This is a genomic window from Arthrobacter stackebrandtii, assembly GCF_017876675.1.
GTDB lineage: Bacteria > Actinomycetota > Actinomycetes > Actinomycetales > Micrococcaceae > Specibacter > Specibacter stackebrandtii.
On the sequence record NZ_JAGIOI010000001.1, the window covers coordinates 2,384,562 to 2,410,957 of the forward strand.

Genomic DNA, 26,396 nt, shown 5'->3' on the forward strand with positions numbered 1-26,396 from the left:
TTGCCGGCAAAGAAACGCCATGCGGTGTTGTTTTCAACATTGGCGGCCGTGCATACGGCTTGTTCATGGCGCGAGATCCTGCCCGGGATGCCCTGTAGCGGCTGGATTTCTTGTTATGCGGCATTCCCGCCGCCCGGCCCTATGAATGAGGACATTTTGACCATGCCCGAAAACTTGACCGACAACGCACCTGCTGTCGAAGAAGAAGAAAACACCACAACTTTTGCCGATCTGGGCATTGACGGCCGCGTGCTGTCCGCCCTGAGCGACGTTGGCTACGAGAAGCCGTCCCCCATCCAGGCCGCAACCATTCCGTTGCTGCTGGAAGGCCGCGACGTTGTTGGTTTGGCCCAGACCGGTACCGGTAAGACGGCAGCATTCGCCGTTCCTGCCCTGTCCCGCATGGCCGAGCTGATGGACCTCAACGGCCCCACCAAGGACACCCAGATCCTGGTTCTGGCCCCGACCCGTGAGCTGGCCCTGCAGGTTGCCGAGGCCTTCACTTCGTACGCCAAGTACATGGACAACTTCTCCGTGCTCCCCGTTTACGGTGGCTCGGCCTACGGCCCGCAGCTGGCTGGCCTGCGCCGCGGCGCCCAGGTTGTTGTCGGTACCCCCGGCCGTGTCATCGACCACCTCTCCAAGGGGTCCCTGGACCTGTCCAACCTGCAGTACCTGGTGCTGGATGAGGCTGACGAAATGCTCCGCATGGGCTTCGCCGAAGACGTTGAGCAGATCCTGTCCCAGACCCCGGCCGAGAAGCAGGTTGCCCTGTTCTCCGCCACGATGCCTGGCCAGATCCGTCGCATCTCCAAGCAGTACCTGAACAACCCGGCAGAGGTTACGGTCAAGTCCAAGACCACCACCGGCGCCAACACCCGCCAGCGCTACCTGCAGGTCATGGGCCCGCACAAGCTGGATGCACTGACCCGCGTCCTCGAAGTTGAAGAGTTTGAAGGCGTCATCGCGTTCGTGCGCACCAAGATGGCCACCGAAGACCTTGCCGACAAGCTGAAGGCGCGCGGCTTCCAGGCTGCCGCCATCAACGGCGACATCCCCCAGCAGCAGCGCGAGCGCACCGTTGAAGCACTGCGCAGCGGCAAGATCGACATCCTGGTTGCCACGGACGTTGCCGCACGCGGCCTGGACGTTGAGCGCATCACCCACGTGATCAACTACGACATCCCGCACGACACCGAGTCCTACGTGCACCGCATCGGCCGCACGGGCCGCGCCGGCCGCTCGGGTGACGCGATTCTGTTCATGACGCCCCGTGAGAAGTACCTGCTACGCGCCATCGAAAAGGCCACCCGCCAGCCGGTTGACCAGATGCACCTGCCGTCCGCAGAGACCATCAACTCGCTGCGCCTCGGCAAGTTCGCCGAGAAGATCACCGAAACCCTGGCCAGCCAGGACGTTGCCAAATTCCGCGACCTGATTGCCTCCTATGAGGAGGAGCACGACGTTCCGGCTGCAGAAATCGCAGCAGCGTTGGCCGTCATGGCGCAGGGCGGGCAGCCGCTGCTGGTCAATGACCTGCCGGCAGCGCCGGAATACCAGAAGCGCGAACGCTCCAAGGACGGCTTCGGCTCACGCGGCCCGACCCGCGCCCTGACCGAGGGCAATGCCACCTACCGCATCTCGGTGGGTCGCCGCCAGCGCGTCATGCCCGGCTCCATCGTGGGTGCCATTGCCAACGAAGGCGGCCTGTCCTCCTCGCAGATCGGTGGCATTGACATTCGCTCCGACCACACCCTGGTTGAGCTGCCCGCCGAGCTGAGCAAGGACCAGTGGCGTGCCCTGAGCAAGACCCGCATCAGCGGCGAGCTCATCAACCTCGAGCTGGACAAGGGCCGTCGCCCCTCCGGCGGCGGTGCTCCGTACAAGGGCCGTGAAGACCGCGGTGACCGCGGCCAGGGCGGTTTCAAGAAGAAGTTCGACGGCGACCGTGGCGGCTTCCGCCCGGATCGCGGTTCGGACCGCGGCCAGGACCGCAACGACCGCGGCCAGGGCCACACCGGCCACGGCGGCGGCGACCGCCGTCCCCGCCACGAAGGCGGCTCGAACTACAACGCCAAGGGCAAGTGGTAACAACCACCGCTTTGCACAAGTAAGCGTTTGAAGCAGTGACGGCAGGGCCGGTTTCCTTCGGGAGGCCGGCCCTATCGCGTTAACCCCCGCCCGGTCCTCCGCCGCCGTCCTGGGCACAGCAGCAGGCGCGGGGCGGCTGGGAGCCGCCGTGCGCCGTCGTGCGCGGGGAGATGCTGGCCACAAGTCTTGCCCGTGACAGGCGCCCGGGAACCGCCAATTCCACCTTGTGAGCTAAGTCATGGTTGGCTGTGAGATCCCGAAAGTTCCTTGATTTGGCGCGGTTTTTTGACGGGATTTGTCGTGTTGGGAAGTGAAAAGGTGCCGTGGTGAGCCAGTCGTCCAGGCGAGTGGCAGTTCTCGATTTCGCATCGGACAAAACCACTGGTAGAGTATTTTCTCGTTGCCCCCCTAGCTCAGTGGTAGAGCGCGTTCTTGGTAAGAACGAGGTCACCGGATCGATTCCGGTGGGGGGCTCGCAAATGAGAAGGCTCGTGTCGAGACGGTTTTGTCCGGGGCGGCACGGGCTATTCTTATTTGGGGCGGCATAGCTCAGTTGGTTAGAGCGCACGACTCATAATCGTGAGGTCCCGAGATCGAGTCTCGGTGCCGCTACCGAAAAAGCAGGCCAGAAGCACCTCGGCGCTTCTGGCCTGCTTTTGGTTTAACGGTCCAGCGGATCGGTCAGGTGTCAAAGTCCTTGTCGACTTGATTCCGGTTCAACCCCTTCAAGTTATGTAGCCTAAAACTTGAACCACCACTGTGTGGTTCAAGTGAACTTGAAGACTGGAAGCATCCCGGACCGTCACGCCCAGCCAATCATCCGGGCCCGTGGAGTAGGCTGCCAACAACATCAACCACACCGGGGAGCATTCATGAAGAAGGTTGTCATCATCGGCGGGCACGGAAAGGTGGCCCTGCTGCTGGCGCCGCTGCTCAAGGACGCCGGCTGGGAGGTCACCTCGGTGATCCGCAACGCCGCCCACATCAACGATGTTGCGGCCGCGGGTGCCACGCCTGTGCTGCACGACGTCGTTTCCTCCTCCCATGAGGAACTCACCGGGCTGCTGGCCGGCCATGACGCGGTGGTCTGGTCGGCGGGTGCCGGGGGAGGGGACCCGGAGCGCACCTACGCCGTGGACCGGGACGCAGCGATCGCCTCCATGGATGCAGCCGTTGCCGCAGATGTCCAGCGCTACGTCATGGTCTCCTACCTCGGAGCAGGCCCGGAGCACGGAGTGCCGCCGGAGAACAGCTTCTACGCCTACGCCGAGGCCAAGGCGGCGGCAGATGCGCACCTTCGCCGCACGTCCCTGGCCTGGACCATCCTGGGCCCGGGTGCGCTCACCCTGGATGAACCCAGCGGCATGGTCAACACCACCCCGGCTGCCGACAGGGCGCCGGGGGCCTCCGGCAACACCTCCCGCGCCAACGTGGCACTCGTGGCGGCCGCCGTCCTGGACCGGCCGGACACAATCTTGCGCACCATCGAATTCAGTGACGGCCAAGTCCCCATAGCGCAGGCCCTCGCCCCGTAAAGTAAGGTCCGTGGAACAGCTCATATTGATCATCGGACTTCTCTTCGCGACAGTGGTTGCCGTGGGCCTGGGCGACAGGCTCAAACTGCCCTACCCGGTGCTCATGCTGATCATGGCCGGGGCCCTGACATTCATCCCCGGCTTTCCGGACCTGCGGATCGAACCCGAGCTGATCCTGCCCATCTTCCTGCCCCCGCTGCTCTTTGCGACGGCGCAGAAAAGTTCCTGGGCTGTCTTCCGGATCCGCTGGCGAACCATCCTGCTGCTGGCCGTGGCCCTGGTCGTGGTTTCGACGGCGGCCGTGGCCGGAATCGCGTGGCTGCTCATCCCCAGCATCGGCATCCCGGCCGCCATCGCCCTCGGAGCCATGTGCGCCCCGCCTGACCCGGTGGCGGTGGAATCCATCGCGGGCCGTGTCCACATGCCGCGCAGGCTGACCACGGTGCTGCAAAGCGAGGGCCTGTTCAACGACGCCGCCGCCATCGTCATCTTCCAGGCGGCCGTGGCCAGCGCCATGGACGGGCAGCCGTTCGGGCTGGGCGTCGTGGGGAAGTTCCTGCTCGGTGCGGCCATTGCCATCGTGGTCGGCATGCTCTTTGGTTGGCTGACGCGGGTCATCACCAAGCTCATCAGCTCTTCGGTGGCCCGCAGCGCGGTGACCCTGGTGGTCCCCTTCGCGGCCTACATCCTGGCTGAGGAGGTGCACGCCTCGGGTGTCATCGCAGTCGTCGTCACCGCCCTGGAAATCAAGCGCCACGCCCGCGCCGAGGACGCCACCGAGCGCATCACCCGCGCCGCCTTCTGGGATGTGGTTGAACTGCTGGTGACGGGGCTGGCCTTCGGCCTGGTGGGCTTGGAAGTCCGCGAGGTAATCAAGGTTGAGGGCTCCGCGATCTGGGGCATGCTGCCCATGGCGATCGCCATCAGCGTGCTGGTCATCGCGGTCCGCTTCCTGTGGTTCGGCATGCTGGCCCTGCTGTCCCGGAAGAACGACGGCGACCTCCCGCCCACCGGCCTCAAGGACGTCGTGATCCTCACCTGGTGCGGCATGCGCGGGCTGGCCACCTTGGCACTGGCCCTCGCGCTCCCAGTGATGCTGCCCACCGGCGAGGCGTTCCCCGGCCGGCATGAGATCATCGTCGCGGCCTGCGCCGTGCTGCTGACCACGCTGGTGCTGCCGGGCCTGACCTTGCCGTGGCTGATGCGCGTGCTGAAGGCAACGGACGACGGAGCCGAGGAACGTGAGGCTGCCAAGGTCCTGGCCCTGCGCGCCCAGGAAGCAGCCGTGGCCGCCTTGCGCGACCACGAGCTGATCCGGAGCCTGCCGCCCGAGAAGATTGCCTTGGTCAAGGAGAAGATGAAGCGCCTGCATGCGGAACTGCTGGACGGCAGCCTGAAGGATGAAGGCATGGAGGAGCGCCGGCGCCGTGGCCGGGAACTGGCCATCACGGTCCAGACCATTGCGCTGGACGCGGCCCGCACGGAGGTGCTGAACGCCCGCAATGAAGCCGACGCCGACCCCGAGGTTGTGGACAGGGTGCTGCGTCAATTGGACCTGCGAACCATGATCACCCCGGAAAGCTAGGGAACATGACTGATTCAGCCACCTCCACCCAGACGGCCCGCCTGCTGCTGTCCCGCCCCGTGCCCGGAGACCTGGACGGGATGTACGCCATTTGCAGCGACCCCCGCGTATGGACCCATTTCCCAAGCCTGCGGCACACCGATCCGGCGCAGACTGCCGCCATGTTGAAGGCCTTCATCACCAAGTGGGAGCAGGACGGGCTGGGGCCGTGGATCGTCCGTGCCCTCGGAGGTGAAACGATCATCGGCCAGGGTGGCTGTTCCATCAAGGACGGTGTTTTCTGGAATCTCGGCTACCGTTTCTCCGCCGACGTCCACGGCAGGGGCTTCGCCACAGAGCTGTCGCTTGAAGCCCTCCGGCAGGCGCAGGCCCGCCGCCCGGAGCTGCCAGTCGTTGCCTACCTGCTGGAGCACAACGTGGCCTCGGCCAGGGTCGCGGTGAAACTTGGTTTCAAACTCATTCTCAGGGCGCCCGACGCCGGAAACCCCGACCCGGCAGCCATCCGCCTTGTGTACGCCGACCGCCCGCTGACCCCTGCGCAACTCGCTGCGACCCTGACCTGATCCTTCCCCGACGCATCGTCCGCGCGGGGTCCTGTCCAACACAGCCGTTCCGAACCACCCACTGGTCTAGACCAGTGCCTGAAAATCTGGTGCAATCCGCCAGTGTCTCCCGCAAGGCTTTGTAGCTCGGCACACATCACAGACTCGATTTGGCGTATACGGTAGATGTATGTCTAGCACCGTCGGCAACGAAGCCACTCCCGCACCCGTCCGCACCCGCAACATCCCCGCCGAGATCGCCCGCTCGTGGCTCCTTGTGCCTGCCACGCGCCCCGAGATTTTCGACGAGGCAGCCAACTCGCGCGCCGATGCGATCGTGCTGGACATCGAAGACGCCGTGGACCCCAAGAAGAAGGACGAGGCCCGCGCCGACGTCATCAACTGGCTCCGCAACGGCGGCCAGGCATGGGTCCGCATCAATGACGTCCACTCCAAGTTCTGGGCGGACGACGTCGCCGGCCTGCGCAACGTTCCCGGCCTCCTTGGCGTCATGCTGGCCAAGACCGAACAGGCCGAGCAGGTGAAGGAAACCTACCACCGCCTCGACGGCAAAACCCGCGTCCTGGCACTCGTGGAATCCGCCCTCGGCATCGAGGAAGCCAACAACATCGCCCGCGCCGAAGGCGCCTTCCGCCTGGCGTTCGGCTCCGGCGACTTCCGCCGCGACACCGGCATGGCCGCCGACCGCGAGGCCATGGCCTACCCGCGCGCGAAGCTCGTCGTCGCCAGCCGCGTCGGCAACCTGCCCGGCCCCATCGACGGCCCCACGGTCGGCACCAACCACCCGATCTTGCGCGAACAGTCGGCCATCACGGTCTCCATGGGCATGACCGGCAAGCTTGCCCTCGCCATGGACCAGACCACCATCATCAACGAGGTCATCAGCCCCACGCCCTCCGACGTCGCCTGGGCCACGGACTTCATGAACGACTTCAACGCCCGCGGCGGCGTCATCCGCGACGGCTCCGACCTGCCCCGCCTGGGCCGCGCCGAGAAGATCATGAAGCTGGCCGTCGCATACGGCGTCCAGCCCGCGCTCTAAACGTGAATCCGGACGGCGGGCTGGTCCGCGGCATTTCCTGGTCGAATGAGGGCCCTTCGCTGTCCCTTCTGACGGACGACGGCGGGGCGCGGCTGCCTTTGCTGCCTGGGCAGTGGCTGAGGTTTGAGGTGCTTTCCGGCGATGGCGTGCCCGCCCGGTTCTGCCTCGGGTTCACCCGGGTGGAGGAATCGGGGCAGCCGGAGCACTTCCCCTGCCCGTCCGGACAGCCCGCCGAACGCGGCTTCCAGTGTGGCGCCTGCTTCGCGAAGGACCAGATGCGGCTCATGCACGACTTCCACCGCAGCGGCCAGGGCTCGCCCGGCCTGAAAGCGTACCTGTCCCAGCAGCACTGGCTCTACATCGCCACCTTTGCCGACGGCACCACCAAGGTGGGCACGGCCTCCGAGCGCAGCAAGTGGAGCCGCCTGGCCGAGCAGGGAGCGCTCGTCGCCCGCTATGTGGCCCGGGCTCAGGACGGCTCTGTTGTCCGGCACCTGGAAGACTCAGTGTCCACGAACCTGCCGCCCACACAGTTCGTGCGCGGCGCCGCCAAGTTTGCCGCGCTTTTGAATCCCCGGCCGCCGCTGCACCTGGAGCAGACGAACAAGGCGATGGCCGACGTCGTGCGGGGCTACATTGCCGGGCTGGCGCTCGAGGGCTTTGAACCGGCGGAGGAACAGTGGGCCCGCAGTGAAATGTCGGAGGCGGTGGCTGTTCCGAGCAACCGGACCGCCTACCCGCAGCCGCTCGATTCCGGACAGCACGGCATCCGGCTCGACGCCATGCTCGGACCCACAGCACTGGCAGGGCTGGACACCACCGACGGGGAATTCCTTGTGGATCTCGGAGCACTCAAGGGGCGCAAGATCCGTTTCGGCAGCTACCAAACAGACGTCCCGGCACTGCAGGAATCACTCTTCTAGCACCCGCCGGGGTGCCCACCCCGTCGCCCACCCCCGACGCTATCGCACCAATGGCGGCTTTTTCCTCGACGCTATCGCAGCAATGGCTGAAAAATGCGGATCCCTATCGCAGCCAAGGCGGGCCGCCCATGCGCGTGGGCCTGGCCGGAGGCTTCACCGGAGCAGTCTCCCGGCCTCCCAAATCTCGCCAGCTCGACTTGGGACCCTCGGCCGGTAGACTTAGGCCGTGCTTAATGACTTTTGGGAAACCGCTCCGCCCGCCTACAAATACGCCGTTTTTGGCGGCATGGGGCTGACCTTCATCGGCATCGTCATCATCATCCTCGGCGCCATCACCACCACGCCGTCCATGCCGTTCATCGCCCTGCCGTTCATCGGCGTCGGCCTCCTGGCCCACATGGCATCGCTGGGCCTGCGCGGCCACAACATCCGCAAAGAAATGAAGGCCGCAGAAAAGCGCGACGCAGCCCGCGAGGCCGGTAAGAAAAAGTAGACTCCGGCCCCGGCCGCCATGGACTTGGCGCCAACCAGGTTGGCACCGCCTGCGTCCCGGCCCCGTGCTCTGCACACTTCCGGAAAGACCGCATTGACGCGGGCGCCGATGGCTGGCCCGCGCGCTCCGGCCCACGCCGGCCAGCCCGAGACGTACCGTCCCGCCTGAAGCAACCGGCACTGTTGCCGCCCGAAATCCCCGTCCCGGGCCGGCAGTCAGTTGTCCGGCCCTCCTCTACTGGTTGGTTAAAATCTTTGGACGGACGACGGCGGCCACTGGATTCGGTTTCCGGCCCGCCATCCGCTGAAGTACAAGATGACGCCGAGGATGCCGGAAATTCCGCATTGCTTCGACTGCCGGCAGATTGGCCGTTTGGCTAAAGTGGGTGGCCGAGCGTCTTGAGTGTGACGAAATGTTACGTTGACGCATTTTCAAAATCGCTTGCCAAGGACGGGCGCCAAGTGCGCGAGCTGCCGCAACAAATGACGGATCATGATCGAATGCGGAGAAAGATGCCACCAATGCGTCATTGGCGGCTCCGTGCCGCCGACCGGGGCTCCGGGCCGGGTGGGGGTTATGCCATGTGCCAGGTCACTTAATCTGCATTTTTCATGCAACTTAAAGCGTCGATTTGTTGGCAGGCTCGCGGATTTGCCCCGCTCCCCGCCCGTGGGGCGCCCATCGGGAAATTTGAATTTCACGCATTTGCGGCATTTTCACCGCATTTGGGCCTTTGGGGGCGCCAAAAAAGGTTTGTTAGGACTCTATGCAATACTTCAGTTTGCCTCGTCCGAAGGGACCAACGGCCCCCAACGGAAGTCCCCGAGGGCGAGGCGGGGTCTTGGTAGTAACGGGGACGGATTGAGCGCTAAGCCTCCAGGGTTGATTTGGCGGTGGGGCGCCGTCCGATACTTGCCTTGTTGAGGTGCCCGTAGATGGTGGAGCGCGGGACCTGGAGGAGGTCGGCGATGCGTTGGACCGTATGGGTCCCCGCGTCGTAGAGCTGCTGGGCGTGGTGGGCCTGATCGGGGGTGAGCTTCGGGCGTCTTCCTCCTGTTCGCCCACGGGCGCGGGCGGCGGCGAGTCCGTCGCGGGTGTTGGCGACGATGAGTTCTCGTTGGAGTTCGGCCAGGACGGAGAGCATTCCGAACATCGCGCGTCCTTCCGCGGTCGTGGTGTCGATGCCCTGCTCGAGGACACGTAATCCCACACCACGCTCGCGGAGGGCCGCACCGAGGGTCACCAGGTGGAGCACCGAGCGTCCGAGCCTATCCAGGCGGGTGATGACCAGCTGGTCGCCGGCGCGGTTGGCCGAGGTGAGGGCCTTATCGAGCTCGGGCCTGCTGGCCTTGGCACCGCTGGCATGGTCGAGGTAGATGTTTGCCGGGTCGACACCGGCGCGGGCCAGGGCATCCGTTTGGTGGTCAGGGTTTTGGCCCGCGGTGGAGACCCGTGCGTATCCGATCAACATGTGTCGATAATACCGGTGCTTCATGGTTTGACGACGTTGATTTCCGGCACGGGTTTCCGACATGGTTTCAGAGGCGTTTCGCCGATAGGTTCGGGATGTCGTCAAATGACCGTTATTCGACATGCTGCGTCCAGCTGCAGTGTGTGTACCGGTTAGCCATCCGCAGGTCGGCTTGATCGATCAGCAGCAGTCGATGAGGCTACTTGTTTTGCAAATCTTGAATGAATGCATCGGCCCGACTGAGGTTAAGGGCCAGCTTGTCGCGCTTCGCGTTGGCTTGGTCAATGAAGTCCGTCAACCTGGCCCGGCCGTCAGGGTCGGTCTTGTTGGCGGCCAAGGTATCGACCGTATCCAGCAGCTCGCCCATTTCCTCCAGGGTGAATCCCAACGGTTTCATGGAGCGGATCACGAGCATGCGCTGCAAGTCGGATTCGGTGTAGATCCGAAAGCCCCCTTCGCTGCGCGTGGTCGCGGGCAAAAGACCCACCTCGTCATAGTGGCGAATGGTGCGCTGGGACAAGCCAGTGGCTTCGGCCAGGTCTCCGATGTGCATCGTCTGGCCAACCTTGATGGGTTCGGTTGTTTCGTCCATGGGTCTCCTTCTCCCTCGAATTTCAACCTTACCCTTACGTTAGGGTAGATTTGAAATCACTTGATGCGCTGCTACGACCATTCCTAGTCGCCGCCATGCATTGCACAACGCAATGGTGCGCACATCCCACTGATTCTAAATAACTGAGCACCTTGGCGCTCACACTCACCTTCGAACGGAGCCATTTAATGGCCGCTGAAACAACAACGGACCACCCGGTCCCGACCCCGGAAGAACGGCAATCCGTTCTCCGCACCCTCAAATCCCCGCGCCTGCTCAAGACCGAAGTGCTTGCCGGACTGGTCGTGGCCCTGGCCCTGATCCCCGAGGCCATCGCCTTCTCCATCATTGCCGGGGTTGACCCCCGCATCGGCCTCTTCGCCTCCTTCACCATGGCCGTGTCCATCGCTTTCCTCGGCGGACGCCCGGCCATGATTTCCGCGGCCACCGGAGCCATTGCCCTGGTTATCGCCCCCCTGGTCAAAAGCCACGGCGTGGACTACTTCATTGCCGCCGTCATCCTCGCCGGGATCTTCCAGGTCACCCTGGCCCTCTTGGGCGTGGCTAAACTGATGCGCTTCATTCCCCGGCAGGTCATGGTCGGATTCGTCAACGCCCTGGCCATCCTGATCTTCATGTCACAAGTCCCCGAACTACTCGGCGTCCCCTGGCTGGTCTACCCGCTCACCGCACTGGGCCTGCTGATCGTCTTCGGCCTGCCCAAGATCACCACCGCCGTGCCCGCGCCGCTGGTCGCCATCGTAGTCCTGACGCTCATAGCCGTTCTCGCATCCATGGCCGTCCCAACCGTCGGAGACAAGGGCGAAATGCCCGAGAGCCTTCCGAGTCTGTTCCTGCCGAACGTGCCGATGAACCTAGAGACCCTGCAAATCCTCTTCCCCTATGCGCTGGCCATGGCCTTCGTGGGCCTGCTCGAATCCCTGATGACCGCCAAACTCGTTGATGACGTCACCGACACCCGTTCGAACAAGACCCGCGAATCCTGGGGCCAGGGCGCGGCTAACATCATCACCGGCTTCTTCGGCGGCATGGGCGGCTGCGCGATGATCGGCCAGACCATGATCAACGTCAAGGCCTCCGGCGCCCGCACCCGCATCTCCACCTTCCTGGCCGGGGTGTTCCTGCTGATCCTGGTGGTCGCCCTGGGAGACATCGTTGCCCTGATCCCGATGGCCGCGCTGGTGGCCGTGATGATCTTCGTGTCCGTGGCCACCTTCGACTGGCACAGCATCAAGCCCTCCACCTTGCGGATGATGCCCAAGAGCGAAACCACCGTCATGCTCGTCACAGTCATTTTCACCGTGTGGACCCACAATCTGGCCATCGGCGTCGGCGTTGGGGTACTCACCGCGATGGTCCTTTTCGCCAACAGGGTCGCCCACCTGGTCACCGTGGAACGACGTATCGAGGAGCATTTCGGCGTCAAGATCGCCAAGTACGAAGTCAATGGGGAGCTGTTCTTCGCCTCGTCGAACGACCTCTACACCCAGTTCGATTACGCAGATGACCCCGACCGCGTCGTCATCGACATGTACAACTCGCATTTGTGGGACGCCTCCACCATCGCCTCGTTGGACGCCATCACCGCAAAATACGAAAAGTACGGCAAGACCGTCGAAATCGAGGGCCTGAACGCGGCCAGCCTGAACATGCGCGAACGCATGGGTGGCAAACTCGGAGCCGGGCACTAACCGACTAGCGCCGTGCAGCTAAGTTTGGGGCTTCCATGCAAGGGCGGAAACCCCAAACGAAAGTGACCGTCATAGCTTCCCGTTCCAAGGTTCCCCTTACGGGACGGATTTCGTTCAGAACAATTTCGTTCTGGCCCAGTATCAGACCCCGCTACCTATGGTTCATTCAGTGCTATCAGGGGAGATACGCAGGGGGCGGAGCCCGCTTGGTGTGGTGGTGGTGAAGGCGTAGCGACCGAGCATGTTGACGTGTTGATCGCCGAGCGGGGACAGCCGGGCGATATCGGCGTCATCCACGAGGTTGCCGGCCTCACGCAGTGCATTGATGGAGGCATCGGTGTAGCGGGTGTTCCAGAGCACGACGGCGTTGAGCACCAAGCCGAGTGCACCAAGCTGGTCCTCCTGGCCTTCACGGTAGCGCTGGTAGATCTGCCCGCGCCGCCCGTGGAAGATCGCGCGTGCCAGACGGTGGCGTGATTCCTGGACGGTCTGCTGCGTATGGGTCGTTCGTCGGTATGTTTCCTCAAGTGGGTCGATGAGGGCGAGCAGGTGGATGGTCTTGTCCATGCGCCCATATTCGGTGATCGCGGCACCCAGTGGGGACGGGCTGCCATCACGCGAGAGCATGCGCAGCAAGTCGTAGGCACGAACCGTCCCTGTCGCCAGAGACGCAGCGACCCGGGTCATGTCATCCCAGTGTGCGATGATCCTGGATAAGTTGATCCGGTTGCGGGCGACATCGTTCAGCGACCCGTAATCGGAGTCCGTGGTGCCACGCGGCGTTGCGCGCCAGAGGCGCTGGTCGGACAGATTGGCGATCCGTGGCGAGAACCGGTAACCCAGAAGGGCGAAGATCCCGAAGACCATGTCGGAGTAGGAAGCCGTGTCCGAGGTGATCGTTTCCGGTCGGGGACCGCCGTCGAGGTTCAATATCGTGTCCAGCACGTAGAGTGAATCACGCACGGTGCCGGGCACGACAGTGGCACCGATGCCGGCCACCTGGTCGTTGACCGCGTTGAACCACGTCAACCCGCGTCCTCGGCCGAAATACTTCGGGTTCGGGGCAGCGTTGATCGTGCGTACCGGGACCACGAACCGCAGACCATCGACGGAGGCCAGCAGCCCACCGCCCCACACCTGGGCGACAGGGATCTCGCCCTGGGCCTTGATCAGGGTCGCGTTCGCGGCGGCGTGGGTCTCGCTGCGCAGGTAGTTGGCATCCACGTGTCCAAGCCGAGCGCGCGTCAGAGACGGGTGTCCCTCGGCAACCACGGGTGTCAGGCCAACGTTGCAGGCCTCTGCGACCAGCAGCGCCGCAACCGAGCGCGGCAGATCATCCATGCGGGCCTTGGACTGCCCGATGTGGGTGTAGGCGTCAAGGAACCCGGTCCAGGAATGAACCTCCAACAGCAGCTCGGGAAGATCCACCCGTGGCAGCATCGAGGCGACCTGCCCACGGAGTTCACGCAGCGAGTCCGGGATCTCCAAGGCATCCAGACGGTCAACCTTCAAACGTGTGCGCCCGTCCGTACTTGAGGGTTCCACCCGTACTGAACCGTTCGGGCCGGCTTCCTCGAGGCTTGCCGTCAAGCTCTTCCAGGCCGTATCCAGTACCTCAACACGATCGTTCAGGTGTTCAGCAGCCGGCCCTTCCAGGCCCAAGCTGGTCAGCGCCCGATCACGTACCTGTTCCCACTGATCACCGTCGAGCAGCTGGGCGCGTGGGTCGCCCCACCGGGTCGATGGTGTGGCGAACACGTCCCGACGGCGCAGGCAAACGCGTAGCTGCTCCAACACGCACAGAACCCATGCTTCCCGGTCAACTTCTACCCCGTCGCGACCGAACACCGCCGCGCGCCAGGCAGCCGGTACCAAGGCCTCGGTAACGTCGTCCCTGTTGAGCTGCCGGCGGCCACGCAGGAATTCCAATCCGGCCAGGGCATCAAGCACAGGCTGTCCCGTTGCCGTTGCCCGCAGAGGCAACACGGTAGCCAACAACCCCAGGAACGGGGCAACCGTCCGGTAGCGGCGGGCCACCTGCACACGCATCGCGCCCTCCAGTCCCGAGGCATCCGGGATGAGAGCACCGACCGTGTCGGCATACTGCGAGATCTGATCCCTTGCGGCGACCTTCTCCAGCCGGGCCCATACCGTCGCTACATCGACTTGCTCGCCCGCTTCCTCCAGCAGACAGACCAATTCACGGCCGACACGGGCAAGAACAGCCGAGGCCTTCTCCAGCTCCGGCAGTGTCTCCAACCGTGCCGCGACCGCAGCCCTCTTCGAGGGTCCCAATACCTTCGATGCCATCAGTGCATCGAACAAATCCAACGCATCATCGACCGCCGCCACTGACAACGCTTCCACTGTCGCAACCAACGTGGCCGTGCGGCGCGGCTCCGCCAACCGGCGCAGCGACTGCGCCTTAGCTTCCACCCCGTACCGTGCCAGCGCCCGTAACCGGGATGCCGGCATTCCTGAAGTCTCCACCGCGCCAATCCCCAGGGCACTGACTTGCCCGACCCGCGCCAGGGCCTTGTTCAACGCAGGCCCGGACAACCTCACAGGCCCAGCGCGTAACACTTCTAAACTGGACCCACGGGCACCCTCATCAACGGCCAGCAATCCAAACAAACGTCCCGGCAACTGAGGATCAGCGACCATTGCTGCCCCAGCCAGTCGCTCGTACAGCTCCGACACTGCACGTTCACGAGCAGCCTGAACCGACTTCAGCAGTCTCGTCACGCCAGGAAGGAGTACCTGTTTCCGACGCAACCAGGCCACCGCATGGGCGAACAACGCCTTCGGCCCCTCACCATGCGTCCAGGCGCGCGAGTAAACGAACTCGCTCAGATCCTCGACCGCAGCTCCCGTAAAGTCCTTGTAGTCATAGAGCCGGCGGATCTCCCGCGCATGAGCGTTCGGAGTCGCAACGCGCTCGGGGTACCGCTTGATCACCGAGGGATCAGTGATTCGGAGCTGTGCGGCCAAATATTCCACCACGGACCACGGAACATCCAGCGGATCCGACAGGAAAGCACCCAAGAACCGCACTGTCCCAACCTGAAGCGCAAAACCGAGCCGATTATGGTCACCGCGACGCTCAGCAATCCCTTCCAGGTCAGCCGCGTCGAGATAGAAGAACTGCTCCAGCTCCGCCTGAGATGGTTCGCCTACGAACCGCCCGAACACCACCGCTTGTTCCTCAGTCAAATATTGATCAGTAGACATATCACCACGCTACCTCGCGCCCTCGCAGGGCTTAGCGCTCAATCCGTCTCCGTTACTACTTCTGATCGCAATTTCATCTAATGCTCTATTGCGATCAGTTGTATTAGTCCAGGGTTTGGCGGCATTTATGCAGGTCAGGGCTGTACTTCAGGTCTGGAGTCCTGCTGGTGAGTGTCTCGGTTCGGACTCTGCGTGGCGGTGGAAGGCCTTCTGACCTGCACTCTTGCAATCAGATTGCATCTGATGAAAGATATGTTCATCGGATGTAAGTGGTGGAGGGGGTGGTTTTGGATGGTTGGGAACAGCTTTGCACCGGGGACTGTGGGTTTGCATTTGATCGGTGATCTGCCTTTGTTGCGGCCAGAGGAGCAGGTTTTCACGGCCATGTTGGATGGCTGGCGTAACCAGCAGTTGGCCCGCAATCTGGCGTTCTCCACGATCGAGGGCCGTGAGAAGGCGGTGCGGGCGTTTGTCCTCCATGCCGACGCTTTCCCGTGGGTCTGGACGCCGCAGATGGTTGATGAGTGGATGGGCGATTTGCGGTCGGTCCGGAACCTGCACCACTCCACGCTGCGGACCTACCAGGGGACCATTCGCGCTTTCTGCGGGTTCGTGACCGACCCGGGCTATGGTTGGGCAGCCATCTGCCAGGATCGCTTCGGCACCCACCCGGTACAGGTGATCCACGAGTGGAACGCGGCTGTGCATGTTCAGGAGGCAGAGGCGGGCCCGATCAAGCGTGCTTTCACCCGTGATGAGCTGCAGGCGTTCTTTGACTATGCCGATGAACAGGTCGGACAGGTGCGCGGGCGTGGACGCAAGGGCTGGCTGCCGGCGTTCCGTGACGCGATGCTCTTCAAGACTGCCTACGCCTTCGGGCTGCGCCGCAAAGAGGCGCGGATGCTTGATGTTGTGGACTTTGGCCGCAACCCTAGGGGTCCGGAGTTCGGGGACTACGGTGTCCTCTACGTCCGCCACGGCAAGGCCATGAAGGGATCCCCACCCAAGCGCCGCAGTGTGTTGACGGTCTTTGACTGGTCGGCAGAGATCTTGCAGCAGTGGAATGAAGAGGTCCGTCCCTTGTTCTCCACGGCCGGTTCCGGGGCACTGTGGCCGTCAGAACGTTCCCCACGGGTCGGATTTACCCAGATGAATACCCGCTTCAGTACCTATCGGGACAGTCTTGGCCTAGATAGGGGTCTGGATTTCCATTCCTTTCGGCGCTCCTACGTCACGCACCTGATCGAGGACGGCTGGGATGCGAGGTTCGTTCAGGAACAAGTCGGACACGAACACGCTTCCACGACCTCGATCTACACCTGTGTCTCTTCCGACTTCCGCACCAGAACGCTCCGTCGTGCCCTGGACACCACGCTTACTGCTGCCCTTCAGCTGGAAAGGAAACCTTAATGAAACGCCAGGTAAGTTACCAATGGAGGCTGCGGGAAGTCATGGCCACCCGGGGAATTTTCAACGCCACCGATCTATCCCCGTTACTATTCCGGCGCGGCATTGAGCTGTCCTCGGTGCAGGTCTGGCGGCTGGTCGCCCAGGTCCCGGAACGGCTCTCCCTGCCAGTTCTTGCCGCGCTTTGCGACATCTTAGACGTGACACCTACAGACCTGATCGCCACCAGGGCAGAGGCCGTGACCCCGCGCCGCACCGCCGACGGTGGTGCCGAGATCGTGGACCTCGCCACCACTATCAGGCCCAAGCGTGCCAGGATCACCCCCGAACGGTGAGTCCTTCCTACGACAGCCGTGAAAAGTATGAACGATGGCATGTACGCACGTGTGCTCGCTGCGGCCGACAAGCTGCCAAAGCGGCGAACTGGTCAGATGGGCCAATCTGTCGGAACTGCCTGGATAAGGCCACCCGCACCTACGGTTCCTGCCCCAGCTGCGGTACGGAGCGTCTGTTGCCGGGCCGGGACAGCACTGGCCACCCGGTTTGCCGGGATTGTGCAGGAATTACCCGCGATTTCTTCTGCGATCGTTGCCGCTTTGAAGGACGTTTGCTCGGTGGAAGGCTGTGCGAACGCTGCACCCTCACCGACCGCCTGCGGTCAGTGCTCGATGACGGGACCGGCCGGATTCATCCACAGTTGATCCCGCTGTTTGATCAATTGCGGACCATGCCGAAGCCAGTCTTGGGACTGAGCTGGCTCCAAAGCGCCCAACCCAACACGATGCTCAGAGATCTTGCCGCCGGACGACTCACCCTGACCCATGAAGCGTTCCAGCACCTACCCAATTGGAGAACTGCTGCCTACCTACGCGATCTGCTCATGCAAAGCGGTGTCTTGCCCCTCAAAGACAGACAACTCCTCCTCTTTGAACGATGGCTGGAGACCCACCTGGGTGCCGTGGCTAATCCCGAACACGCCAAGCTGCTGCACCGTTTCGCCACCTGGCACCAACTGCGCAAACTACGGGCCAAAGCAGCCAAAGCCCCTTTGTGCGATTCGACAACCCGGGAAGCCCACGAGCAACAGATCCAGGCTTTAGCGTTCCTGACCTGGCTCAACCACCGCGGCACCGCCGTCAACGACACCCGGCAAGCTGATCTAGACGCTTGGCAAAGCGAGAACTACTTCACGCGCCGGGCATCCCACGCATTCCTGACCTGGTGCATGAACACCGGCAATATGCCCGCCCTAACCATCCATTTCCGCCAGGCGGAGCGCCAGGCGCCGATGAGTCAACACTGTCGCTTGCCAGCGGGATGGGACCACCGCTTTGCCACGAGTATGGGACCACTCGTTAGTGTTATTTAGCATTGCGGGTCTCCTTGTTTTCGTCAAGGGTCATGCGCCGGTTTCCTGTGGCGCGTTGGCGCCATGAGGGGCCCTCGATGACGAGGGTGTGGGCGCCTTGAGTGAGCCGGTCGATCGCTGATTGGGCCAGCAGGGTGTCGGCGGTCATCGCCATCCATTCAGCGGGTTCCCGATTGGAGCTGATGATCGTGGATTTACGCCGGTGGCGTTCAACAACGATTTCGTAGAAGTCGTTGGTCTCGGTGGCGTCGAGGGCCTTGATGGCAAAATCATCGATGATCAGCATGTCAACAGCGGCGATCTTGCGCATCTCGGCCGCGAGGCTGTTGTCGAGCCGGGCGGCCCGCAACCGGGTGAAGAGCTTGTCGGCGCGGGTGAAATGCACGCTCATTCGCCGCCGGATCCCGGCGTGGCCCAGGGCGGTGGCGAGGTGGGTTTTCCCGACCCCGACCGGGCCCAGCAGCAGCACGGAATGCCCGGCCTCGGCGAACGCCAGGGTGCTCAGGTTCGAAAGGAGCATCCTGTCGTAGCTCAGGTCCTCGGCGTCATCCCATGCCTCGAGGCGCATCATGGGGTCCAGGCCGGCCCGGGCCGCGCGCAGGGTCGCGGAGCGGGAATCCCGCCGGGAGAGCTCATCGGCGAGCAGGAGCTCCAAGAACGCGGCATGGCCCATTTTCTGTTGCCTGGCCAGCACGAGGCGTTCGGGCAGGGTGTCCTTGAGCCCGGAGAGTTTCAGGGCCCGCAGGATCCCGGCGAGCTCGCTGCTCAACGGATCCACCGGCCCCGCCGCGGTAGCGGTGCTGCTTTGCTGGTTCATCGCTGTTCCTCCTGTAAGTTGTGGGTTTGCTCGGAATGGGAAAAGACCAGATGCAGTTGAACGCCGCGGCCATACGCGGGACCGGCACCGATCCCGAGCTCCCCGGCGGTCCCTGAACTGTCCGCCTCGGCGGTCCCTGCACTGACCAACATGGTCCCTGCAGTGGCCAAACCGGTCCTTGTACTGGCTACGGTGGTCCCAACGTTGGCCAGGCTGGTCCCTTGACTGGCATTACCGCCGGTCCCGGTACTGGCCAGGGCGGTCCCAGTGCTGGCAGGGTGCCCCGCCGCCGCGGTTCTGGCGGCGTGGTTGGAGTATTCGGCAGGATCGCGGGCGAAGCGGGAGGTCCCGGCCGCGGCGGCGATCGGCATCAGGGTCGGGGTGTTCTCCACGGCCTTGGCCAGCATCGAGTCGATCTTGCCGACCGCGATGACATCCAGATCCAGGGCCTTGGAACACGCCGCCTCCACCGCGGACGACCCGTACTGGCGCACCAATCCGATGAGCCGGTAGACGGCGCGCATCCTGGTCCAGGGCAGCGGGTCATCCAGGATCCGTTCGGCGTAGATACCGATGTTCTCTCCGTGTCCGGCGCAGAGCCCGATCAGCTTGGTGATGTCCCGCAGCGCGTAAGCGCTCTTGTGTTCGGGAAGATCTGACGCGTCGGTGGAGCGGGTCCCGGGCCGCATCCTCGGGTGGGTCTTGATCAGTTGCCCGCGGTGGTAGATCTTCACCAGCTCGCTGTCGGCACGCACATCGACTTGGGAACCGATGTAGTCCCCGGGCACCGAGTACAAGGCCTTGCCGACCTCGATGTGGTGGTCACGGTGCACCTTCGCGTCCTTGAAAAGAGGTACGTCGTAGTTAGCCGGGGCCGGCAACAGTTCCGAGGCTTCCTCGGCGGCAAAGACCTCCGCCGGGTGGGCCTGCGTCGTGCCATGAACACGCATCCCGGCCTTTTCCTGGCACCAGAACACGGCCCGCACCTGGGCATCCTCGAGATCGGCGAAGGTCTCGCCGGCGAAGAAATTCCCGCGCACATACTGCACAACCCGCTCAACGCGGGGCTTGTCGAGCGGTGTCCGAACGCGGGCGGCATCGGTCGCGAACCCGGCGTGGGCGGCGTAATCCAGCCAGCCCGTGGAGAAACGCGGGTTTACAGGTTCCGCGGCCGTGACCACCGGCTTCATGTTGTCCGGAATCAGGACCTTGAAGACCCCGCCAAAGAACGCCCACGCCATCTCGCACCCGGCGATCACCGCCGCGAGGGTCTGGGTGTAGGTGAGCCAGACGAACATGTGCCTCGAATACACGGCGGTGAAGATCAGGGCGTGCACCTTCCGGTCTTTGCCCGTGTGCGCGTCCTTGATGGTGCCCATGTAGGCGAAGTCGATCTGGCACTCCACCCCTGGCTCCCCGTCGGCGACGCGCACCGTGGTCGTTTTCACCCGGTACCCGCACCGCTCCGTCGCGAACCGGTGCAGCGTCCGATACGGCACCTGGCAGCCCTGGCGGGACAGCAGCTCGTGGACCTTCACCAGATTCAACGCCCGGCCGGCCTTCCCCGTCCCGGTGCCTGTGACCCAGGCCCGGATCTGCTCCTCGTGCCCGGCCAACGCTTCCCACGCCGGCCCGTGCCCGTTCGGCCGTGACGGGCGGACCGCGGCAACCACAGCACCGACGAGCTCGTCGGTGACCGCGCCGGGTCCGGCGTCGCGCACCAGCCCGGCAGCCTCGGCGGCCTGCACATAGCGGCGCGCCGTTTTCCTATCCACACCGGCCCGCTCGCCCACGGTGCGCAACCCCGCACCATCAAGCCATGCCCGTAAAACTTCCCGAATCTCAACCACGCTGACCTCCCTGAAAACCATCCCTGTTGACCTCCACGCCGAGAACGCTGACGCGATGATCAAACAAGGAAACGAAGGACGCCCCGGCGCAACACGCCGAACGGTCCCATGACTGGCTAAACAGGTGGTCCCATGAAGGTGGCAAAAAACCGGCTACAACGGTCCCATCCTCCTGGCAGGCGACAAACACCACAGAATCCGCGCCATTCAACGACTTCTCACCGAGGAGAGCATCCCGCTGCACGCCAGAATCGCGGGCCTGCTGGTCCTGCTCTACGCCCAACCGGCAACACGCATCGTCAGGCTCACGATCAGCGACATAATCGTCAACGACGGCACCACGACAATCTGTTTTGGCGATCCGCCGACACCGGTACCCGACCCGGTGGCCCGGCTCCTGCAGGACTACCTGACGAACCGCATCAACCTGGACGCGGCAACCAATCCCGGATCCCACTGGCTCTTCCCGGGACAACGCGCCGGTCAACCCATTCACCCGGTCACCCTCCGGGCCTTCCTGCGCAAACAAGGCATCCCACCCCAACGCGGACGAACCTCCGCACTACGACACTTGGTGCTCCAAGTCCCAGCCCCCGTGCTGGCCTTGGCGCTCGGCTACCACCACACCAGCACCACCAGAATCGCCGCAGAAGCCGGATCACCCTGGGCCGGCTACGCACCAGGGACCCACGACACACCAACCGCAGCCGTGGCCCCGACACAGCACGAAAAATGGCCACTTGAATGATGGCCGCTACCCGTACCCCTACTTGGGTAAGAAGAATTCCAGCGCGATGCCGTCTGGGTCCTTGAAGTTCAGTGCCGTGCCATACGGGGCTTCGATGAGACCGCTGTGGGCTACGCCGAGACTATCCAGATGCGCGGCCCATTCGATGAGTTCCGCTGGGCTGGCTACGGAAAACCCGACATGGTCCAGGCCCGGATTGTGTTCATCGAAGCGGCCCCCGCCGGAAGCTGTTCGATGCTCTGTCAGTCCCAGTGACGCCCCTCCACCGAGATCGAATTTACGTCGGATAAACGGGCCATCGAGCATCGTACCCGAGGGCTCTGTACCCCACAGACGGGAGTAAAAAGCGACGCTGACCTCAACGTCAGTCACGGTGAGAGCAAGATGGTCAATGGCGGGCAACGCAGGCATCAGAACTCCTAAAGGGGAAGGTTGGCACGTAGTAGGGAAGTCGGGCACGAGCCTGCCAAAGTGTAGATCCACATCGTCTCACAGGCCTACGGATGCAGATTTCATCCCGGCGGTCACAACTCCCCACAACGCACGCTTACCTGCGTCTGATCCACGCCACAGCCACCGCACGCCGGCGACCTGTTTAGCCGTCGGCCTTTGAAGAGGCACAAGTATCCAAGGAGCACGGGATTTATGCTCTGTCGCCTGAACCATCATTACCGTACGCGCCGATCTTATGAGTCGAATGCCTCACTTCATCTACGGCGGCCCGTGGGCCCTGGCAGCACTTTGCCAGCGTCGGATTCTTCGGTCAGGACGACCCGAGCTATTTCTCAGATGGACGCGCGCGTCTGGATATCCGAAGGAGGTCAGCGCGGCGCGGGCACGGGCCCAAACCGTTGCAGTATCCGAACCCGGGCAAGGATCGCCATCGCGTATCGGTTCCACACCCCCGTGAAGAACAAGACAGCGGCGGAGGCGGCAATAACGGAGGCCAGTACGTCTGTGGGGTAATGCACCCCGATATACAGTCGCGAGAGGCCGACCACCACCACCATGAAGATTCCGAATACCACGGCCAGCTTTTCCCGCCCGGTGCCCCAGGCCAGATAGTACAAGGCGAAAGCCAAGGCAACAGCGAGGCAGACATGACCGCTGGGGAAACTATCAGAAGCAGATTCCGGTGCCAATGGATTAGCCAAGAGGGCCGGGTCGGGGCGATGGCGTCCCACAATGACCTTGAAGATCTGGCAAGAAAGCCACCCCACAGCGGCGACCGCTCCGAACGCAATCGCGTTCACCGGGGCCCGGCGCACGAGTAACAGGAACAGACAAACCACGGCCACCAAGATCACCCCTCCCAGGGGTCCGAACACCGTATTCAAGGCAAGAGCCACCGTGTTCAGGAAGCCGTCATGGTGGGCGCTAATGTTTTGATCCACCACCAGTTCCGCGGGCGTGTACCCGGGAATGAATTTGGCACTGAATCCCAGCGCCAAGACGAAGACAGCCATCACCGCCGGCCAGAGCACCCAGGACCCCATCTGCGGCAGGTGGGCCATGCGCATGCGTGCCTGGGCCAGCGGATCGGCTGGCGGCTCGGGGGGAGGCTGTTCAGAGGTCATGGGTGGTCTCGTTTCTAGTTCAGTGGATGTCCGCAAAGTTCCGGGATGATCCTAGCGGGCGATTTGGAGTGTTTGCCGAGAATTCTTCCTGTAAGAACAACCCGGATGAAAGTAGTGCAGTATCCTTGACTTAGGATATCAACTTCCGATATCCATCTACGATACTTGGGGATGCTAATGCGTGAATTGATGCGTGCGGCGGTTCGGCTGCATATCTTGCACCATGCCGCCGAGGAAGACATCCACGGGGCCTGGATGTCGGCGGAACTGGCGAATCACGGATACACCATTTCCCCTGGAACCCTGTACCCGACGCTGCACCGGATGGAGGACGAGGGCTTGCTGCTCTCCCGACCAGAAGTGGTCGACGGGCGCCCGCGCCGGGTCTACCGGGCCACGGAGGCCGGCTTGAACGCACTGGATGAGGGCCGCCGGTCCATTGCCGAACTTGCCGCCGAAGTCCTCCCCAAACCTCCAGAAAGAGAACACCCATGAGCAACCCCCAAGCCCTGGCTCGCCGGCTGGGCACTTTCGACGCCGTCGTGATCGGCCTCGGATCCATGATCGGGGCCGGAGTGTTCGCAGCCTTCACCCCGGCCGCGGCCGCGGCCGGTTCTGGCCTGCTGATCGGGCTCGTCGTTGCGGCCGTAGTGGCCTTTTGCAACGCGACGTCTTCCGCGCAACTCGCAGCGATCTATCCGACCTCGGGCGGGACATACATCTACGGCCGCGAACGTCTGGGGCCCTGGTCCGGCTTTCTGGCCGGGTGGGGATTCGTGATCGGCAAGACCGCCAGTGCAGCAGCCATGGCGATGACGTTTGCCGCCTATGCCGCCCCAGCCGGCTGGGAACGGCCGGTGGCGATCGCCGCCGTCGTGCTATTAGCAACAGTCAACTACCACGGAGTTACACGGACCGCGGGGCTGACACGGATCCTGATCATTGGCGTCATCGTAGCCCTGGCCATAGCCGTTGCCGCCAGTTGGGGCGGCTCATCACCAGATCCAGGGAAAATGCTGGGGGACGGGTTACTGGCACACGGCTGGTACGGGATCCTACAGTCCGCCGGGCTGTTGTTCTTCGCGTTTGCCGGCTACGCGCGCATCGCAACGATGGGCGAGGAGGTCCGCAACCCCAAGCGCACCATCCCACGCGCGATCGGGATCGCCCTGGCCATCACAGTCGTCATCTACGCCATCATCGCGGTGACGCTCCTGGCAACCATCGGACCCGAGGGAGTGTCCGGGAACCCCACACCCCTGGCAGCGGCCGTCGCGAACGGGTCCTGGGCCTGGGCTGCACCCATCGTCCGCGTGGGTGCGGCAGTGGCCGCACTCGGGGCGTTGCTGGCCCTCATTGCCGGGCTTGGCCGGACCAGCCTGGCCATGGCCCGCGAGCACGACCTACCGCACTGGCTAGCCGCCGTCCACCCCCGCTACAAAGTCCCGCACCGGGCCGAAGCCGCCCTAGCCGTGGTGATCTGCGCAGTCATAGCCGTCGCAGACCTGCGCGGCGCGATCGGATTCTCCTCCTTCGGCGTGCTCATCTACTACCTAGTAGCCAACATCGCCGCCTTCACCCAGCCCACCACGGACCGCCGCTACCCCAAAGCCCTCCAAGTGATCGGCGCACTGGCCTGCGTGGTCCTCATCGCAACCCTTCCGGCACTGTCGGTAGGGCTGGGCATCCTCATGTTCGCCGCCGGCATCATCCTGCGCCTCATCAGGCTGCGCAAAAACCATCACCCAAACATCCAAGCCCCCTGAGAACGCCCAACGGCTCGGAGCCCGGCAACCAAGCGGCGTCCCAGGCAGGTCCCGATTAAGAACCAACCAAACCAAACCCCGCAAAACACCAACGAATACAGACCACTTGAATAACGGTCCCTACCAGTAAGCCACCCCTGGTCCGTCCTGCGTCTTAGAGCCGTTGGGCCTGGCATACTTCCTGCAAGCTCCCGCGTAGCTCGGCCGCACACAAGCTGGTCAGTGGAAACACTAAGAGGAGCTGGCTACTAAGAAATCGGTCTATGTCGCCACAATCAAGCAGAATGGTGTTATGGCATCCCACGAAAGCTCTGAGGATATTTCTCCGCGTCCATCTGCGCCGCCGCGAACCCGAAGCGCCGCAGCCAACAAGACTTCCGCGCTGTACGACCTCGCCAAAATCGACGTCAGCCCTATGATCTCCGCCATCGCCGCAGCCAACAAGACTTCCGCGCTGTACGACCTCGCCAAAATCGACGTCAGCCCTATGATCTCCGCCATCGCCGCAGCCAACAAGACTTCCGCGCTGTACGACCTCGCCAAAATCGACGTCAGCCCTATGATCTCCGCCATCGCCGCAGCCAACAAGACTTCCGCGCTGTTCAACCTCGCCAAAATCGACGTCAGCCCTATGATCTCCGCCATCGCCGCAGCCAACAAGACTTCCGCGCTGTACAACCTCGCCAAAATCGACGTCAGCCCTATGATCTCCGCCATCGCCGCAGCCAACAAGACTTCCGCGCTGTACAACCTCGCCAAAATCGACGTCAGCCCTATGATCTCCGCCATCGCCGCAGCCAACAAGACTTCCGCGCTGTACGACCTCGCCAAAATCGACGTCAGCCCTATGATCTCCGCCATCGCCGCAGCCAACAAGACTTCCGCGCTGTACGACCTCGCCAAAATCGACGTCAGCCCTATGATCTCCGCCATCGCCGCACTTGATTTCAGCTCCATACTGTCCAGTCCTGGAACACAATCGTTTCTGCGAAGTTCACAATTCCGCGATGATTTGGATGAGCAATTTTCCCAGCTGCCAAACGGGGAAACCCTCCTAGACGAGGCCGCTGATGGTCTGATTCAACTCATCTCTTTTGAGCACAACGAGACGGTGAGAAGATTTCTTCAAGTGCTTATCGTTGCTATCTTTCACACGTTCCTAACCGGTGCATACATGATTCCCTTTGTGGCTGGACCCCTCTCGGCCTATGGGACACCGAACGCCAAACAAACATGGAAAGCTACGGGGGCGGCCTACGATCGGCTCTACGGGAACAAGAACTACCATCCAAACAAGGCCTTGGGAAAGGGAATACCCCCCACCCATCACGGTAAAGCCCCTCGCACCACACGGCATTAGGAAGAGCGAGCACTGGGCCTACTAGCGGGAGGTGCTGCACGACAGAGTCTTTATCGCTAAAATGCGATCCTCGGCGTGATACCTGAATAGCACTGTTATTGGGGTATCTACGCCAAATGCTCTCACGCTTGGGAAGATCGTAGTTTCGCACAACCCTTCAACCCGTGCTCTTGATGCCTCGATCTGTTGGGGTGCCCTCGAGAGGTCAGCTCCGGGAGATACCTGTAACTGAACGCGATCTCGGCATGCCAGACCACGGCGGGC

Annotated in this window: 22 protein-coding genes and 2 tRNA genes; 16 read left to right on the forward strand and 8 right to left on the reverse strand. The window is 63.1% G+C overall.

The features are described from left to right. The first annotated feature begins 141 nt into the window (after positions 1-141). The 9 genes from JOF48_RS10175 to JOF48_RS10215 all read left to right on the forward strand — a co-directional run bounded on the left by JOF48_RS10175 (position 142) and on the right by JOF48_RS10215 (position 8,232). Positions 142-2,091 (forward strand): DEAD/DEAH box helicase, encoded by a 1,950-nt coding sequence (locus JOF48_RS10175; protein ID WP_425353713.1) that lies wholly within the window; start codon positions 142-144, stop codon positions 2,089-2,091. A gap of 402 nt (positions 2,092-2,493) precedes the next feature. Next, positions 2,494-2,565, forward strand: a tRNA-Thr gene (locus JOF48_RS10180). Between the two features lie 64 nt (positions 2,566-2,629). Next, a tRNA-Met gene (locus JOF48_RS10185) sits at positions 2,630-2,703 on the forward strand. 260 nt (positions 2,704-2,963) lie between these two features. Further along, positions 2,964-3,626, forward strand: a complete 663-nt coding sequence (locus JOF48_RS10190) for an NAD(P)H-binding protein (RefSeq protein ID WP_209680341.1) — start codon at positions 2,964-2,966, stop codon at positions 3,624-3,626. A gap of 10 nt (positions 3,627-3,636) precedes the next feature. After that, entirely contained in the window at positions 3,637-5,211 is a 1,575-nt protein-coding gene (locus JOF48_RS10195) for a Na+/H+ antiporter (protein ID WP_209680342.1), read from the forward strand. Positions 5,212-5,216: 5 nt separating this feature from the next. Beyond that, positions 5,217-5,774, forward strand: a complete 558-nt coding sequence (locus tag JOF48_RS10200) for a GNAT family N-acetyltransferase (protein WP_209680343.1) — start codon at positions 5,217-5,219, stop codon at positions 5,772-5,774. A gap of 169 nt (positions 5,775-5,943) precedes the next feature. Next, the gene (locus JOF48_RS10205; RefSeq protein ID WP_209680344.1) at positions 5,944-6,816 is read left to right on the forward strand and encodes an HpcH/HpaI aldolase/citrate lyase family protein; all 873 of its coding nucleotides are present in this window, start codon (positions 5,944-5,946) and stop codon (positions 6,814-6,816) included. A gap of 2 nt (positions 6,817-6,818) precedes the next feature. After that, a complete protein-coding gene (locus JOF48_RS10210) occupies positions 6,819-7,739 on the forward strand; it encodes a DUF2797 domain-containing protein (protein ID WP_209680345.1) in 921 nt (306 codons plus the stop codon). Positions 7,740-7,965: 226 nt separating this feature from the next. After that, positions 7,966-8,232 (forward strand): DUF3188 domain-containing protein, encoded by a 267-nt coding sequence (locus JOF48_RS10215; protein WP_209680346.1) that lies wholly within the window; start codon positions 7,966-7,968, stop codon positions 8,230-8,232. Between the two features lie 868 nt (positions 8,233-9,100). On the opposite strand, the gene JOF48_RS10220 is transcribed toward JOF48_RS10215, so the two are convergent. Then, the gene (locus JOF48_RS10220) at positions 9,101-9,703 is read right to left on the reverse strand and encodes a recombinase family protein (protein WP_209680347.1); all 603 of its coding nucleotides are present in this window, start codon (positions 9,701-9,703) and stop codon (positions 9,101-9,103) included. 199 nt (positions 9,704-9,902) lie between these two features. Further along, on the reverse strand, positions 9,903-10,295 hold the full coding sequence (locus tag JOF48_RS10225) for a MerR family transcriptional regulator (RefSeq protein WP_209680348.1): 393 nt from the start codon (positions 10,293-10,295) through the stop codon (positions 9,903-9,905). A 188-nt stretch (positions 10,296-10,483) separates the two neighbouring features. Between JOF48_RS10225 and JOF48_RS10230 the strand changes: the two genes are divergently transcribed. After that, complete coding sequence (locus JOF48_RS10230; protein ID WP_209680350.1) at positions 10,484-12,007, forward strand: SulP family inorganic anion transporter; 1,524 nt, start codon at positions 10,484-10,486, stop codon at positions 12,005-12,007. A 162-nt stretch (positions 12,008-12,169) separates the two neighbouring features. Here the strand turns inward: JOF48_RS10230 and JOF48_RS10235 are convergent, their stop codons facing one another. Continuing rightward, complete coding sequence (locus JOF48_RS10235; protein WP_209680352.1) at positions 12,170-15,238, reverse strand: Tn3 family transposase; 3,069 nt, start codon at positions 15,236-15,238, stop codon at positions 12,170-12,172. A gap of 291 nt (positions 15,239-15,529) precedes the next feature. Between JOF48_RS10235 and JOF48_RS10240 the strand changes: the two genes are divergently transcribed. From JOF48_RS10240 to JOF48_RS10250, 3 genes are all read left to right on the forward strand, one after another. Beyond that, entirely contained in the window at positions 15,530-16,648 is a 1,119-nt protein-coding gene (locus JOF48_RS10240; RefSeq protein WP_104109090.1) for a tyrosine-type recombinase/integrase, read from the forward strand. Next, positions 16,648-16,980, forward strand: a complete 333-nt coding sequence (locus tag JOF48_RS10245) for a helix-turn-helix domain-containing protein (RefSeq protein WP_104109091.1) — start codon at positions 16,648-16,650, stop codon at positions 16,978-16,980. The genes JOF48_RS10240 and JOF48_RS10245 overlap by 1 nt, the downstream gene beginning before the upstream one ends. Positions 16,981-17,306: 326 nt before the next feature. After that, the gene (locus JOF48_RS10250) at positions 17,307-18,014 is read left to right on the forward strand and encodes a hypothetical protein (protein ID WP_209680354.1); all 708 of its coding nucleotides are present in this window, start codon (positions 17,307-17,309) and stop codon (positions 18,012-18,014) included. Here JOF48_RS10250 and istB read toward each other — a convergent pair. From istB to JOF48_RS10275, 5 genes are all read right to left on the reverse strand, one after another. Beyond that, the gene (istB, locus tag JOF48_RS10255) at positions 18,007-18,831 is read right to left on the reverse strand and encodes an IS21-like element helper ATPase IstB (protein WP_209680356.1); all 825 of its coding nucleotides are present in this window, start codon (positions 18,829-18,831) and stop codon (positions 18,007-18,009) included. The genes JOF48_RS10250 and istB overlap by 8 nt on opposite strands. Further along, positions 18,828-20,681, reverse strand: a complete 1,854-nt coding sequence (gene istA / locus JOF48_RS10260; protein ID WP_209680359.1) for an IS21 family transposase — start codon at positions 20,679-20,681, stop codon at positions 18,828-18,830. Before istA ends, istB begins: the two co-directional genes overlap by 4 nt. Continuing rightward, positions 20,674-21,210, reverse strand: coding sequence for a hypothetical protein (locus JOF48_RS10265; protein WP_209680361.1), 537 nt, complete (start codon positions 21,208-21,210; stop codon positions 20,674-20,676). The genes istA and JOF48_RS10265 overlap by 8 nt, the downstream gene beginning before the upstream one ends. Before the next feature lie 237 nt (positions 21,211-21,447). Next, complete coding sequence (locus tag JOF48_RS10270; RefSeq protein ID WP_104109093.1) at positions 21,448-21,840, reverse strand: VOC family protein; 393 nt, start codon at positions 21,838-21,840, stop codon at positions 21,448-21,450. Positions 21,841-22,250: 410 nt separating this feature from the next. After that, on the reverse strand, positions 22,251-23,006 hold the full coding sequence (locus JOF48_RS10275; protein ID WP_245346487.1) for a phosphatase PAP2 family protein: 756 nt from the start codon (positions 23,004-23,006) through the stop codon (positions 22,251-22,253). Between the two features lie 177 nt (positions 23,007-23,183). Here JOF48_RS10275 and JOF48_RS10280 point away from each other — a divergent pair, with 177 nt between their 5' ends. From JOF48_RS10280 to JOF48_RS10290, 3 genes are all read left to right on the forward strand, one after another. After that, positions 23,184-23,501 carry an Rv3488 family transcriptional regulator gene (locus JOF48_RS10280; protein ID WP_104109094.1) on the forward strand — a complete coding sequence of 106 codons (318 nt, stop codon included), beginning with the start codon at positions 23,184-23,186 and terminating at the stop codon, positions 23,499-23,501. Further along, on the forward strand, positions 23,498-24,772 hold the full coding sequence (locus JOF48_RS10285) for an APC family permease (RefSeq protein WP_104109095.1): 1,275 nt from the start codon (positions 23,498-23,500) through the stop codon (positions 24,770-24,772). Before JOF48_RS10280 ends, JOF48_RS10285 begins: the two co-directional genes overlap by 4 nt. 292 nt (positions 24,773-25,064) lie before the next feature. After that, positions 25,065-26,132, forward strand: a complete 1,068-nt coding sequence (locus tag JOF48_RS10290; protein ID WP_209680363.1) for a hypothetical protein — start codon at positions 25,065-25,067, stop codon at positions 26,130-26,132. The last annotated feature ends 264 nt before the right edge of the window (positions 26,133-26,396 follow it).